Below are 14,474 nucleotides of genomic sequence, written 5' to 3'. Positions count from 1 at the left end.
ACAAAAAATCCGCTAGTTATTTCACTTTTTCTTTTAATTAATGATAGTTTATTCTTCTTTTCAGGTGTATACTAAATGATTGAAAAGAGACTTTAACTAATTAGGAAGAGGTGATTTTTTGTCTGCAAAGCGGTTTATTCAATTATTCATTTGTTATGCTATTTCAATGATTGTCGCAATACTTTTAACGGACTTATTTAATTTCTCGAGTCCTATAGCTTATTTAGTAGTGGCTAGTATCATCGGCTATGTAGTCATTACTGTTCCATTAACAATTATGACTCTGTTAAAAAATAAAAATTAATAAAAAAATTGAGCGATTTTAATCACTTAAATTGCTCGATTTTTTTATTTTCATAATATTTTTCACTTATTTTTTTATTTTCATTGACAGAATAGTTGTAATTGTCAGAAAATTGTATATAATAAAGAAAGTTATTTTCATATTATTTTTTTCAATTAAAGGAGAATCCTATGAGTGAAACACAACAAACAACCTTAAAAAAACAATTAAGCTCGCGCCACATTACGATGTTAGCTTTAGGGGGAGCGATTGGCGCAGGTCTTTTTAAAGGAAGTGGCGAAGCAATTGGTATTGCTGGTCCTTCTGTTTTAATCGCCTTTCTAATTGGCGGTGCTGTTCTCTTCATCGTCATGAGTGGTTTAGGAAAACTTGTTTTAGATGGCGGAGACACACATCATGGTTTGTCTGGCTTAGTTCGACCATTTTTAGGTACACATTCTGCTGATTTTATTGATTGGGTTTATTATTCCATGTGGACAATTAATATTATCGCAGAAGCGGTTGCCGCAGCTTCCTTTTTACAACTTTGGTTTCCTAATATTCCTGCTTGGTTTTTTGTTTTTATTTTAGCTATTTTAACGACGCTCATTAATCTTTACTCGGTTCGTTTATTTGCAGAAACAGAATATTGGTTGGCGTTTGCTAAAATTAGTGTCATCATTTTGTTAATTATTTTTGGTGTTTATCTGGTGGGACAACAAATGCTAGGCAGTGGTGTCTTCCCTACTTTACAAAGCATCACCGATCATGGTGGCTTCGCCCCACATGGCATGAAAGGTATTGTTAATTCTTTATTAGTAGTTATTTATTCTTATGGCGGTTCAGAATTAATCGCGATTACTGTCAGTGAAGCAGATGATCCTAAAAAAGCCATTCCTAAAGCGATTCGTGGTGTGATGGGACGGATTATTTCCTTCTATATCATTCCATTATTCTTACTTTTGATTATTTTCCCTTGGAATACATTAGCAGGCACAACGGTGAGTCCATTTGTTATGGTTTTTGAAAAAATGAATATTCCTTTTGCTGCTGACATCGTAAATTTTGTGATTATTTTAGCCTTGTTTTCTTCTATTAATTCTGGGGTATACGCCTCTTCTCGCCTTTTATATTTTCGCTTAAAAGATAAAAAAGGACCTATGAGTAAACTTGCGGTTTTAAACAAGCACCAAGTACCTCAACGTTCAGTTTTCTTCTGCGCTAGTGTTTTATATCTGGGCGTTATTCTTTCTTACTTTGTTGGCGATGAATTATTTGGTTACTTAGCCGGTTCTCTCTCTTACACTGTCTTGCTAATTTGGATTTTAATTAGCGCTGCGGCGTTTGTTCTGTCTTTAAAACGAGGGTCTCTCTTTGAAAAAAGTATTAATCTCCTTGCTTTAATCATTTTAGGTCTCATCTTTATTGGCATCTTATTTACGAATTCGTTAGGCGTCACTCTTTTAACAGGCCTATTGTACTTTGTTATTTTCTTTAGTTATCGTAAGAAAAATGATTCCTTTCTACTCTCTGATGAAAGCTAAATAGACAAAAAAACGAACAGTTTTGTAAGACAACTGTTCGTTTTTTCGATGTTCCATCTCCTTCTTCTTTTGCTATGCTATTTTTGTAAATTGTTAGGAGGAGAAAAAATGAAAAAAATCGGCGCTATTTTACTTATTGGCTTATTCATTGTTGGTGGTTATACAGGCTATCGTTATTATGCAAATACATATAAGGGTGAAAAAGCCTATGCACAAGTTCCTCTAGAAATTCCTGAACGAAAACAAACAGTAGATGACAATCAAAAAAGCATAGATGGCCAATATTCTTTACACTATCGACTAACTTTTGTTAAAAGTAATGGAAAAACGCAAGTCATGGATTACGAACGGACAGACAAAAATCCTCAACCTTTGGAACCGAATGCTTACATAGAAGCAACCATTAGTAAAAAAAGAATCATCCAATCTCCTGTCAAAATTGATAAAAAAGAGATTCCAGAAAAAGCTTTCGCACAATTAAATAACCGAAAAACAACCAGCGATAATTAGTAATCGCTGATTGTTTTTTTACATGGAATAACAATTAATTCATAAATAATGGTACGCTGATTTTGCTTAATTTCATGAGAACCAAAAATTTCTTGTACGCGTTGTTCTAAAATTGGAACTGACCATTGTTCTTCAAAATAGCTGCGGAAAAAGTCTTTTGAAATAGCTTCTGATGCTTCAAAGAAAAATTTTTTTGTGAAAAAAGGTCGCTGTTCTTTTTTTAGAAATGCTTTGTATTGTGCCATCCAATTTAACTGCGGGTTGCTCTCTTGCTCAAAAGGAGAAAACAACGAATCTTGCTCTTCCACTAGCCGAAATATAAGACACCATTCCTCACTTAATTGGCACAATGCATTAACTTTTTCCGGCGTATCCAAAGCAGGATTCATGGCTGAAAAAACGACTTGAAATTTTTTCCCAGTCTCAATCAGTCTTTCTTGGCTTTGGTGAAGAAAAACAACGTTGCTTTGTGCTTTTGCTTCCGCAATCTCCAACATTCTCTGAGAAATATCGGCTAGCGTATACTCCGTGACTTGCTCTTGAAAAAAAGGTAAGTATCGTCCTGTCCCACCTGCGATATCCAGAAATGTCTGACACGGAAAAAGACCTTCTTGGACCAAGAAATCACGTAATTCTCGGGCAATTGGAAATGGCGATTCTTGTTGAATTTCTTCATATTCTTCTGCAAATTCATCCCAAAATTCCGCTAATTCTTGCTCATTATTATTCATCAACAGTTGCCCCTTTCTCTCAATTCTTATAAAAAGTGTAGCAAAAGATGTGCCAAACAGCTAACAAGTTCACTCATTTAAATCAATAATTTCATCTACAAATCGCAGGGTTTTAGGTCGATGAGTAACCAAAATAGTCAACTTATTGTGGGTAAATTTTTGTACTTCTTGTAACACTTTTTCTTCGGTCTTTTCGTCCAATGCGGAAGTCGCCTCATCTAAAATAAGAATCTCTGCTTGTGTAAATGCTAAGCGTGTAAAAGCAATCCGTTGTTTCTCGCCACCAGAAAAATTCATTCCTTTTTCACTCACAATAGTATTTAAACCTTCCGGCAACCGTTCATAAAGTTCCCCCAACTGAAAACGATACATGGCTTCAATTACTTGTTCATCAGAAATTTCTTGATTAAATACAATATTTTCTTTCAACGTTCCTTGAAATATTGGCACATCTTGCGATAAATAAAAAACTTTTTCATAATAATCTTCCAAATTGAATTGTGTTAGAGGAAATTGATTCACATAAACTTTCCCCTCTGTCGGCTTCAATAATCCTAAAATCAATTTAATCAGGGTAGATTTGCCTGTCCCACTTTTTCCAATCAAGCCATAAGTTTTATTCATTGAAAATTGTCGATTTTGTTGGGACATAATCGTTTGACTATCTACGCTAAAACACACATCTTTTAATGAAATTGTTTGAATTTCAGGTAACGCTTTGCCTGAAACCGCTAAGTCAGGATCATCTTCTTTTTTATAAAAATCTTCCAAGCGCTGATAGGCTACTTTATCCAAATTATATTGAACAAATAAAACATTAAATATGGCTATCGGCGTATAAATTCGATCAATATACATCACTATCGCTACAAGTCCACCTAAACTTAACGTCACGACGTTAGTAAAACTAAGTACGACAATACTTACTTTGATAAGTGCGACTAACAAGGCAAAAAAGCCAAAGAAAAATTCATGGATCATAGTCATTTTTGTTATATTTTGACTATTTTCCTCTGCCATTAACGCGTAATTTTCAATCTCTTTTTTATATTTTCGATTAATTCTAAAAGTTACTAGTTCGGTCATCCCTCGTATCAAAGTAGCATTCATTGCTTCTTCAGAAATAAGTGTTTTTTCTTTCATTTTTTGTAGCGTTTTCAAAAGTATTTTGGTTAAAATAAATACAATCACATAACCAATTAGAATTGCTGGCAGTAATTTTTTATCAATCAACGCTATAAAAAATAAATTAAATAACGTCTCTGGAATTAGCTCTCGAAATAAGCGTCCATAAAAATTCAAGTGGATATTTCTCCCAGCTGCTGCACCAACTTCTACTTTTTGTAGTAAAGCTCCCGCTCCCAGTTTTAGATATTCTTCATAGGAAATCTTGCTCATTTTTATTAAACTTAATTTCTTCAAATAGAAATAGATGCCATTAGTTAAGTAAGCTTTCGGTTTCTGTTCACAGTAAGACAATAGCGGAATTAAAATAATTGTCGTTCCATACGCTACTAACAACCCTAGTTGGAAACTTTTTTGATAATGATCTAACAACTGTTGAAAAAAATAAATTGCTAAAGCACTACATAATGAAACAATCACACCAATCAAAATGTACCAAGTGAAGCTTTTCTGAAAGTGCGACCATATTTTTTTAGTCATTTACTCCCTCCTTTTCGAACAGTACATACCTTACTGTAGCATAGTTTTTGATTGGCGCCTATCAGCAATTTATCTCCAGATAATAGAAAAGCCCCCCAGCGAAAGCTGGATGGCTTTTCTATTGTTAATTCTTTCTGATTTGTAGATAACTTACACCTAAAACGGCAAATGTACTTGCCAGTGTTCCTGCTATTAGCATAAACGGTGTTTTTGTTGTGCCTGTTTTGGGAAGTTCTCGTTTCCCGTTTTCTTCATTTAATTTTTGAATTGGTTCACTAAGCAGTTGGGGAGCCAACTGTGGGCTTCCTTCATTTTTCAATGTGTTTAATGGAGCGTTTAGTATTTGTGGTTGATTTTTTGATGTAATAGTTTTATTTGTCTCCACAGTTGTTTCTGTGGATGGCTGTTTTTTCTCAGTTGTAGTAATTTCTTTTGTTGGCGAGACATGAACTTCTGGTTGGCTGCTTTCTGCGGTTTCTGTTGTGCCATTATCTTCAGTTGTTACGCTTGGTTTTTCAGGTATGATTGGTGCAATCGTGCCTAGTGTTTCACTTTCATCTGGATTTTCTTCTTCCGTTGGCGACACATGAACTTCTGGTTGACTGCTTTCTGCAGTTTCTGTTGCGCCATTCTCTTCAGTTGTCACACTTGGTTTTTCAGGTATGATTGGCTCAATCGTGCCTAGTGCTTCACTTTCATCTGGATTTTCTTCTTCTGTTGGTGAGACATGAACTTCTGGTTGGCTGCTTTCTGCAGTTTCTGTCGTGCCATTCTCTTCAGTTGTCACACTTGGTTTTTCAGGTATGATTGGTGCAATTGTACCTAACGTTTCACTTTCATCTGGATTTTCTTCTTCTGTTGGTGAGACATGAACTTCTGGTTGGCTGCTTTCTGCGGTTTCTGTTGCGCCATTCTCTTCAGTTGTTTCTGTTGCCTGTTCCGAAGTAGGTATCTTTGGTTCCCATTCTTCTATTGTCTCTAAAGGAATGTCTAGACTTTCTTCTGTTGGCATTTCCACATTTTGATTGCCGCTTGCCTCACCGTCTACAAAAACATTTTTAACCTGTGATGTATTTTTTTCATTCGTTGCTTCTTGATTGTTTAGTCGATAATTGATGTCATAACTATTTTCAAATGTCGCTTGATGTTGCCCCGCTTTCGTGATTGTCGAAGTGTAACGGACGATAAAGGAAGTAAAGCGTGCTTTATCTCGATAAAAACGTAAATTAAAGTCATTATCCGTCACGAAGTCAATTTTGCCATAACCTTGTTGCTCAAACTCGGCAAGTGAAATATATTTAGTTTCTTTGTCATTCACAATATCAAATGTAAAACTCTCTTTGTTTAATTGTTGACCACTTCCTTGTCGATCCGCAATTGAAATATCTTCTGTGACATCGGATTTATTGAGGTTCACATTTAAAAACCAACGTACTTGATTTGACTCTCCAGCCAAATCGCCTACTTTATAAAAAAACGGATAGTCTCGCTCAATTTGGCCATTCTCTGTGCTAGTCATTCCTTCAATTGTCAAACGTTGAGTCGCCGTTGCAGTTCCGAAATCCGTTTCTATCACGTTCGGTTGCGAACTATTGGTGATAAGCGTTTTAATCCCGAAAGAAAAATGCCCGTTCACATTATGTAAAGATTCAACTTTTTCGTTAAATATTGCTACAACATGATCTTTATAGATGAAAACTTCCCCTAAACCATTTAAATTGATTTTTCGTGGTGAACCATCGTTCTCGGTCATTCCAACTAGTGCGTCTGGTAAAGTTAAAGTAATTGTATCTCCGGGTTTTATTTTCTGATTTTCTTTGTCACTAAAAGATACTTTAATGGAGGTCATCTCTCCTTGATATAAAGTAGTGTGATCTAATTCTACTTTGTCAACGATTGGACTTTTGCTCAATTCGGCGCCAAACGAAATTGGACCTATCAATAACGCCCCCGTAATTGGTAGAATCATTACCAACAGTAACACTAAAAATTTTACACTTTTTGTCATAAAAAATTATTCACCCTTCTTTTCTCTTATTTTTTCCACTTAGTGGTCTTTTTCAGAAGTTGACAATAGCAAAAAGATATGTCTCGTACAATATTAATGCTCATTTAAGTAGCCTTTTTTTTAAATTTCTAATTCACTTCCTAAGGAAAACGTTTTATTATGGTAGTTACATTAGATAACATTTGGTTACAAAATATCTAGTGCTTCCAATATTGAGTTGTATAAATAACATATTTCGGATCAATAATGAATAAAAATACTTAATTCATCCACATTTTGTTTCCAAGGACATTTATTCTTGTTATAATAAAATTTATAAGATAAGGAGGAAAAGAATGAAAAATTCATATTTTGATGGTGGTTTAGCAACATATATCGGGACTTCAATTTTAGCAACCTTGATTACTGTCTTTACATTAGGCATTTGCGCACCTTGGGGAATTTGTATGATGTACAACTGGAAAATCAAGCATACCGTTATTGATGGTAAACGTCTTTATTTTGACGGTACAGCTATGCAATTATTCGGACATTGGATTAAATGGCTTTTATTAACTATAATTACTTTAGGCATTTATGGTTTTTGGTTGAATATCCGTTTGCAACAATGGATTACAAAACATACCCACACACTTTCATAAAAAGGAGGAAGGATGAACTGAGTTGCGGTCCATCCTTCCTCTTTTTATGAATATCTGACAGAGTGTTATCCTACTCTTTGAAAAAACAAGGAATTTATGCTATACTTTGATAAGTATCAAGGGATACTTATGTTATTTCGGGGGCGTTACGGATTCGACAGGCATAGTTGAGCTTGAATTGCGTTTCGTAGGTTACGGCTACGTTAAAACGTTACAGTTAAATATAACTGCTAAAAACGAAAACAATTCTTTCGCTTTAGCTGCCTAAAAACCAGCTAGCGAAGATCCTCCCGGCATCGCCCATGTGCTCGGGTCAGGGTCCTAATCGAAGTGGGATACGCTAAATTTTTCCGTCTGTAAAATTTAGAAGAGCTTACCAGACTAGCAATACAGAATGCCTGTCACTCGGCACGCTGTAAAGCGAACCTTTAAATGAGTGTCTATGAACGTAGAGATTTAAGTGGCAATATGTTTGGACGCGGGTTCGACTCCCGCCGTCTCCATTTTTAGAAAAGTAGAGAAAAACAAAAAAGAGCTAAAACCTTATAAAATAAAGGTTTTAGCTCTTTTTTTCTATAAGCAAAAGAAGGCTCGTTACCTCCCCTTACACTTCCTATCACATTATCTTTCTAAAACCACTTCATTTTCTTTTTCTATTGGTGATTTTGGGTATTGCATAGAACATGGCTAAAAATATTATTGTTATCAAAAGAGTTTTTAAGATTTCAATTTTTCCTGAATCTATCCAAGTATACACAAAAGCGATGATAAAAGTAATTACTATTTCCGTAACATGATCTTTTAAATTCATTAGCTTAGCCCACATTGAACTGCCCATAAAGTTAGTTGTCCAGCTACAATAATAGCATTCGTCTTTAAACCATTGGCTTTAGCGAAGCGTAATACAGTCACTGCTAATTCTTTCCAGGCTTTCTTTTGTGCAGCTTTTACAATTGCACTGATACTAATCATTGCAAAAAACTCATCTTTGATTTTGTTAGCAACGCAACTTCCTAATGCATTCCAATTAAAACGTGCTTGAACTACTGTTGAAGCATCAGAAATATTTACATTTAACTCTTCCTCAACTGAAGAAATCTCTTGCTGAGCAAAATTATTTTTGACATAGTTTTTAAAGTTATCTTCCGTCACTCCATTCGCATACATTTCTTCCAGTCCTTTTGCTACAGCCTCAACTTCTGAATCCTCTAGCTGGTCAGATGCATAAACACTTGTTCCAGCGCTGATAAAAATACCTAATGTCATTAGTAATGCCATCGCCAAACAAAAAAATTTAGCCTTTTTTGTCACCTGTAATTCCATAAATAAATCCCTACTTTCTTTTCCTTGTTATAATCATAACAAGGAAAAAGATAATTTATCATCAAAATCCCTATTTGATGCTTATATTTTCCTATATATCCTAGAGCTGATTTTTCTCACTAGTGATCACATCAATTTGAACTAATGATTCAAAAAAAGACACAGGTTATTTGAGGTACGTTCGAGGTAATGCTAGGTTCTATTTTGAAAACAACGCTGCTCTCTTGAAATATTTTTTGAGCTTGTCTAAACCTTCTGAAACGAATATAGAAAATAAAAAAAGAGTCCCCTTTCTCAAGGAAACTCTCAATTGCTAAGTCAAAATAACTTCACGTTATCTAAATCTTTTAAATCAATCCTATGGTTCGCGGAACAAAGGAGCTAAAAACTTAATAGAATAAATCGCACAAATTCCGACAATAATATAGATAATTTTTGCTAATGGTGTGGTTGCACCACCACTAATTGTTGCAACTAAATCAAAATTAAATGCACCAACTAATAACCAGTTTAAACCTCCGACAATCAATAAAATTAAAGCAATAATATCCAGATATTTCATTTTTAACACTCCTTCCAAATTTGATAAGCCAAGAGTAACACGTTTATTCTTTATTTACGAAAATAATGATTCAGGAAAAAATCTTTTTTCAATTATTTTCTCGAATCATTTTTTCATTATTAATAATTTTATGATATAACTAAAGAGTAGACAAAAACAGATTCATTATCTCTGATAAGAAATGATGGTTTATTATGCGTGCTAAGTTATTTTTAATTTTGCGGAATCGAGTGTTATCACGTGTTGTCTTTGTCATTCTATTTTTACATGTGTTTTTTACCACAAATGATTTCACGGTGTTGCTGCTCCTCTTACTATTGAATTATTTACTCACGCTTGAAGATAGCGCGAAAAAAAACAGAAAAATCCAAACTTGGCAGGAATTTAAACAGGCGATTGATTGGCCCTTTGTCGCTTTTTATTCAGGGCTTGCTCTTTTAGTTATTTCGTTAATACTTCTGTTTCTCTGGTTCAATTATGCACGATAAGGAGGATTAAAAATTGAAAAGCTATTTTTTTACTCTTTTTTTTTAGTATGTTTAGCCTTTTCGTCATACTACTTTGGTTTTCTGGATATGATAGTAAGGGATTTCTATTGGCCCTTACAGATTTTCTAGGTTTTTCTATTATTCACCAAACGCCTGTGCTGGATACTTATTATTCCCAGCAGCCTTTAACAACCAGAATGTTGATTTCTTCTGGACTTCATTTTTGTACTTATTTTTGCTTAGGTTTGGTCATTGATTTACTACGTAAAGGGTTTAAAAAAATAAAAACATAGTCACTTTTATTATACGAATCGTTAATTTCCATGCTTTCTGGTCGTCTTTTTCCGTCGCTTGTACCAGATAATGAAGCCGCTAATAATTAACGCACAGGCAATTAAAAGTAATGTCCATAATAGTAAATTTTGTTGTTGTGCCACTTTTTTCATTCCTGCTGCTGCTTTTTCTGGTTGATATGGGATACGATGTCCTCGAACTAATAACCGATGACTGTTTATCATATACGGTGTGCAAGTTAATAAAGTGACGAGATCTTGGCCAGACTCAATGTGTAAATCTTTTGTATCAGTTGGTTCAACGGTTTTTATTTGATCCACTTGATAAGCGAGCGTCTTCCCATTGACTTCGATATAAAATTCATCGCCTTTTTTTAATTCTGGCAAATCTGTAAATAATTTGGCTTGAGGGAGACCACGATGGCCTGAAATGACCGCATGTGTATTCGCACCACCTGTAGGATAGGAGGTTCCTTCTAACAAGGAGCTTCCTTTTTCCAATAGCAATGCATTTGTTTTATCAAAAATTGGTAAACGGACATTTATTTTTGGAATGGTTAAAACACCAATCGTATGACTTTCAAAATAGGATTTGTCTGGTTTTTTCGTTGTTTTTTGCGTTTCAGAAAAAGGATCTAATCCAGGATTGCTGCCTTTTTTCGCTAATTCTTGGTTTTTCTTTTCCATTTTTTCTTGAAGTTCAACCATTTCTTTGGTGTTTTCTTGGCTTGCTTTTGCTTGATAATGAGCGATAATTTGTTGATCCAGATAGTTATTTAATGCATCGCTAACAAAAGGATACGCAAATGCACCTATTCCAATAATCAGTAAAAGAATCATAAAACCATCAATGATACGACGTTTCTTTTTTGACTTCATTGCTTCCTCCTTAAAAATAAAGCATGAAAGCCTGGGACAGTGATTGGCCCAGGCTTAAAAACTGATAAACGGCGGAAACAGAATCAACACTACGCGTTGCTCCGATCTCAACAACTTCTAAGGTGTTTTCTCGTCAAAGACTCGTCGCAGTTTTGTCCTTGAGAGTTCTCGGAGCTAAACACTTCTGTTCCGACCTCTTTGTTTTTCTAAAAATTTCTTCGGTGATGCTAGAAATTAAGCATTTTCTTTTCTACGTCTAGCAAAGTAGACTCCTGCAATAAGTAGCAAGACTGCGCCACTTCCTAAGTAAACGTAGATTCCTTTGCCACCTGTTGAAGGTAAGGTACCTTTGTGTTTGTTTGGTACTTTTTCTGGTGAAACTAGGTTTTCTGTTGTGCCATATGATTGTTCATTGACCACAAATTCAATCCGATTTGTTAACAAGACATAATCATCAGGAGCTACAGTTTCTTCTAAATAATAGGTACCGTATTTAAGCCCTGTGATATTCACTAATCCATCAGCCGTTGTTGTAAAAGTAGTTGCTTCGGCTTTTGTTTTCACCCAAGTTGCTGCTTTCGTTGTTTCATCGATTTTCAAATAATTTGCTGTGTCACTGTTTTGATCACGAACGACAAAGGAAGCTCCCGCCAAGGCTTGTGTCGCTGTCACATCGCCATCGACTTTAATGAAACGTTTCCCACCTGTCACAACTTCAACAGTTGGTGGTGTTTGGTCGTCGGTATGACCGTTATCAACATTCGCCTCATTTTTAAAGCCTTTCGTAGGATCTGCTTTTTCATTTAAATGCATAAAGTAAACGAATTTTAGTGTGCCGCCTGGTGTTAACGTAGGAATATATTCTGGATTAACGGCGACAGTGAAGCCATTTGCTTGTTCAGTCACTTGATAATTTTCAGGAGCAATCACTGTATCCCCATCATATAACGCATAGGCATACTCTCCAGAAGTCACGTTATCAAAAGTTAAGGCTGCATCATGTTTATCAACTAAATTGAATTTGACGTATTTATTAGCGTCGCCTTCTTTGTCTGCAATCCCCAATGGAATATTTACAGAAATTTGATATTTAATTTTTTCGCCAATTGCCACATCTTTACCATCTAAGTTTGGTGTTGTTTTATCAACTTTAGAGGTATCATTTTTGACTGTTTTTTCAACAGGTATTTGATTGTTTGCTTCAATTGTAAATGGTGTTTTTGTTTGATTTTCAATTAATTCTGCATTATTTGGCGCTTTTACTTCTTCTAAAATATACGAACCAACCTCAAGATTTTTAACTGTTAATTCTCCCGTTCCATTCTCTGCTTCTGTGAAATCATTTTCGCCAATTTCATAACTTTTCCCAGTAATAAAGCGTTTTGCTTGTTCTTTATCCGTTGTCCATGTATATAATCCATCTTTGACTCCTTGGATATATTTTACTGTGCCTGGTGAGCCTTCGCTTTTGGAAATAACAAATTCTGCGCCATTTAATCCTTCATTTTCAGCAGTTCCTACTTTTTTCACATGTAAACTACCATCATTGGCTACCACATTTTTAGGATAAATATGAACAACCGCTAATTCTTCTGTTCCATATTTATAGGAACCATCTGCTTGCTTGATCATTTCGTAAACTGGGAACGCCACCACCATATTCGTAGCAGCAACTACACCCTCTTTTGGTTCTTCTTTAATGGTATACACTGCATCTTTACCATTTTGTTTTTTAGGTAACTGAACAGTGACATTCCCATTTGCATCGGTGGTTCCTTGAGCAACAGGTTTCCCAGGAGTTAAACTTTGGACAGCTTGTTTAGCTGCATCGACGCTTGCGCCTGCCGCTCGTTGCTCGTAAAATTCGCTCGTCACGTTATAAATACTAAACGTCACATCTGCCAGTCCTTGATATTTATCAAACTCGCTCATTTCTTTCCCGCTATTTTGAATAAGCGGATCTGGTAAATCCGTCATTTTCTTTTTGTGAATCACGAGCTGTGCGCTCTCCCCATTTTCTTCTGCAAATGCAGTTGTTGTCCCTAATACACTCGTGAAAAGTGGCAAAATTAGTAACAAGGTACTAACGGTGTACCAAACTTTTTTTAATTGCTTCATTTTCTCTCTCCTCTTTTTTGTTTTTGATAAAATAGCCAAATGGCTACCAGCCCAATGATTAGCAGGCCTGCAATCGTCAACCAAATAGAACGTTCTTCATTTGTTTTTGGTAAGAAGCCTGACTCTTTTACTTTTTTATTGATTACATGTAACGGTGCTGTTCGTTGTCCGTTCGTTGCATAAGAATTTTTTTCCACCGTAAAAGGAATTTCTGTTTGATTCAGAAGATAACCTTTTGGTGCAGAGATTTCTTCCAAGAAGTACTGGCCATCTTTTAAGCCTTTAACTGAAAATTCGCCGGCTTGATTAGATGTGATCTTTTTAGCTAATGCTTTTTCTTTCTGCCAACGATACCCGTTTGCTGTTTCATTGAGGTATTCCCCCGCTTGATTTTTGACGATAAAAACAGCCTCTGGCAAGGTGATTTTCGCATTTTCACTATCAACTTTGACAAAAGACTTGCCTCCTGTACGAACTGTGGCTCTTTTAGTCAAGGTATGTTTGTCCGTGACTAATTGTCCTTCGTTGTTAATCGCAGTGTCAGGTTCAGCGGTCTTTTCTAAACGCATTTGATACGACACAGTCATTGTTTGATTTGCAAAGTTTTGTAAGTCTTTAATTGAAAAATCAAGCGTAAATCCATGCTTTTGCGTCGTCAGTGTGTAACCTGTAGTAACTGTTTTTCCAGCCACTTTTACCTCAATTGATTCTGGTAAAAGTGTCAACGTTGTATCCGCCTTATCTGACAAACGGAATTCCTGATATCCTAAAATATTCGCTGGAATCTGAGTCGTTAACTGATAGTTAATGTGCTCTCCTTGATTAAAGCCTTGCTGCTTATCGAGTACCGTTTTTTCAAGTGGTGGTAAGTCATAGGCATTTTCTTCATTTTTTGGATATAAATGAATATGCGTTAACGATTGCCCTTGTGGATCTTGAACAGGCAAAATCACTACTAGGTTGCTAGCTTTTTCCTTTACCACTTCCGGTGCTTCCACTTCAACAAATAAATAGGCTTTATCTCGTTGCTGCGAATCTTTGCTAGCTAATGAAAAAGAAACCACTCCATCTTCTCCATTTATTGTCTGTGTTTTATCTTCTGCAATCGGTTTTCTATTTGTTGCACCGGTTTCTGCTAATTGACGCTGTGCCTCTTGGACCGTTTTTCCTTCAGAACGAAGCTGATAAAACGGATCCGTCACATCATAGACTTGATAAGTGACGTCATTTAAGCCCCGATAATTTTGAAGCAGCGTTCCCTCTTCCCCTGTGTTTTGCTGCTGTTCTGGTAATTGACCATCAGGGAACAATAATTTGTGCAACGTAACTTGAACGCTTGCTTGCGATGCCTCTGCTAATGCTTGCTGTGAAAACCCGAAAAGAGCGAGTAGCATGACGCAAATACTTAACCAACGTGCGTTTTTCATTG

General features: G+C 35.7%; 14 protein-coding genes and 1 other RNA gene. 6 read left to right on the top strand and 9 right to left on the bottom strand.

The window, feature by feature from the left end; all coding sequences use genetic code 11:
* Window positions 1-118: 118 nt before the first annotated feature.
* The 3 genes from IGJ52_RS04780 to IGJ52_RS04770 all read left to right on the top strand — a co-directional run bounded on the left by IGJ52_RS04780 (window position 119) and on the right by IGJ52_RS04770 (window position 2,337).
* The gene (locus IGJ52_RS04780) at window positions 119-304 is read left to right on the top strand and encodes a hypothetical protein (protein ID WP_002358046.1); all 186 of its coding nucleotides are present in this window, start codon (window positions 119-121) and stop codon (window positions 302-304) included.
* A 170-nt stretch (window positions 305-474) separates the two neighbouring features.
* Window positions 475-1,827 carry an amino acid permease gene (locus IGJ52_RS04775; RefSeq protein WP_002419848.1) on the top strand — a complete coding sequence of 451 codons (1,353 nt, stop codon included), beginning with the start codon at window positions 475-477 and terminating at the stop codon, window positions 1,825-1,827.
* Between the two features lie 108 nt (window positions 1,828-1,935).
* A complete protein-coding gene (locus IGJ52_RS04770; protein ID WP_141439631.1) occupies window positions 1,936-2,337 on the top strand; it encodes a YxeA family protein in 402 nt (133 codons plus the stop codon).
* Here the strand turns inward: IGJ52_RS04770 and IGJ52_RS04765 are convergent.
* The 3 genes from IGJ52_RS04765 to IGJ52_RS04755 form a co-directional block, all read right to left on the bottom strand.
* A complete protein-coding gene (locus IGJ52_RS04765; RefSeq protein ID WP_016614200.1) occupies window positions 2,334-3,068 on the bottom strand; it encodes a class I SAM-dependent methyltransferase in 735 nt (244 codons plus the stop codon). The two genes, IGJ52_RS04770 and IGJ52_RS04765, sit on opposite strands and share 4 nt — an antisense overlap.
* A 69-nt stretch (window positions 3,069-3,137) precedes the next feature.
* The gene (locus IGJ52_RS04760; protein WP_002382097.1) at window positions 3,138-4,733 is read right to left on the bottom strand and encodes an ATP-binding cassette domain-containing protein; all 1,596 of its coding nucleotides are present in this window, start codon (window positions 4,731-4,733) and stop codon (window positions 3,138-3,140) included.
* Window positions 4,734-4,857: 124 nt separating this feature from the next.
* The gene (locus IGJ52_RS04755; protein WP_438791945.1) at window positions 4,858-6,741 is read right to left on the bottom strand and encodes a collagen binding domain-containing protein; all 1,884 of its coding nucleotides are present in this window, start codon (window positions 6,739-6,741) and stop codon (window positions 4,858-4,860) included.
* Between the two features lie 335 nt (window positions 6,742-7,076).
* On the opposite strand from IGJ52_RS04755, the gene IGJ52_RS04750 reads away from it, so the two are divergent.
* Window positions 7,077-7,382: a DUF898 family protein gene (locus IGJ52_RS04750; protein ID WP_002360604.1), complete on the top strand. Its 306-nt coding sequence runs from the start codon at window positions 7,077-7,079 to the stop codon at window positions 7,380-7,382.
* Between the two features lie 139 nt (window positions 7,383-7,521).
* Window positions 7,522-7,888, top strand: a transfer-messenger RNA (tmRNA) gene (gene ssrA, locus IGJ52_RS04745).
* Between the two features lie 134 nt (window positions 7,889-8,022).
* On the opposite strand, the gene IGJ52_RS04740 is transcribed toward ssrA, so the two are convergent.
* The 3 genes from IGJ52_RS04740 to IGJ52_RS04730 form a co-directional block, all read right to left on the bottom strand.
* Window positions 8,023-8,208 carry a hypothetical protein gene (locus tag IGJ52_RS04740; protein WP_002382094.1) on the bottom strand — a complete coding sequence of 62 codons (186 nt, stop codon included), beginning with the start codon at window positions 8,206-8,208 and terminating at the stop codon, window positions 8,023-8,025.
* Entirely contained in the window at window positions 8,193-8,705 is a 513-nt protein-coding gene (gene entV, locus IGJ52_RS04735) for an enterococcin EntV (RefSeq protein ID WP_002382093.1), read from the bottom strand. The genes IGJ52_RS04740 and entV overlap by 16 nt, the downstream gene beginning before the upstream one ends.
* A 358-nt stretch (window positions 8,706-9,063) precedes the next feature.
* Window positions 9,064-9,267 (bottom strand): DUF378 domain-containing protein, encoded by a 204-nt coding sequence (locus IGJ52_RS04730; RefSeq protein ID WP_002381996.1) that lies wholly within the window; start codon window positions 9,265-9,267, stop codon window positions 9,064-9,066.
* A gap of 194 nt (window positions 9,268-9,461) precedes the next feature.
* On the opposite strand from IGJ52_RS04730, the gene IGJ52_RS04725 reads away from it, so the two are divergent.
* A complete protein-coding gene (locus IGJ52_RS04725) occupies window positions 9,462-9,755 on the top strand; it encodes a hypothetical protein (RefSeq protein WP_438791944.1) in 294 nt (97 codons plus the stop codon).
* Between the two features lie 314 nt (window positions 9,756-10,069).
* On the opposite strand, the gene srtC is transcribed toward IGJ52_RS04725, so the two are convergent.
* The 3 genes from srtC to ebpB form a co-directional block, all read right to left on the bottom strand.
* Entirely contained in the window at window positions 10,070-10,927 is an 858-nt protein-coding gene (gene srtC / locus IGJ52_RS04720; protein ID WP_010816414.1) for an Ebp pilus assembly class C sortase, read from the bottom strand.
* A 234-nt stretch (window positions 10,928-11,161) separates the two neighbouring features.
* Window positions 11,162-13,045 (bottom strand): endocarditis and biofilm-associated pilus major subunit EbpC, encoded by a 1,884-nt coding sequence (ebpC, locus tag IGJ52_RS04715; RefSeq protein WP_438791943.1) that lies wholly within the window; start codon window positions 13,043-13,045, stop codon window positions 11,162-11,164.
* Window positions 13,042-14,472: an endocarditis and biofilm-associated pilus minor subunit EbpB gene (gene ebpB / locus IGJ52_RS04710; RefSeq protein WP_033600802.1), complete on the bottom strand. Its 1,431-nt coding sequence runs from the start codon at window positions 14,470-14,472 to the stop codon at window positions 13,042-13,044. The genes ebpC and ebpB overlap by 4 nt, the downstream gene beginning before the upstream one ends.
* Between the last annotated feature and the right edge of the window lie 2 nt (window positions 14,473-14,474).

The organism is Enterococcus sp. DIV1758, assembly GCF_051711985.1.
GTDB lineage: Bacteria > Bacillota > Bacilli > Lactobacillales > Enterococcaceae > Enterococcus > Enterococcus faecalis.
Note: the sequence above shows the minus strand (reverse complement) of the source record. Positions and strands in the feature narration are given on the sequence as shown.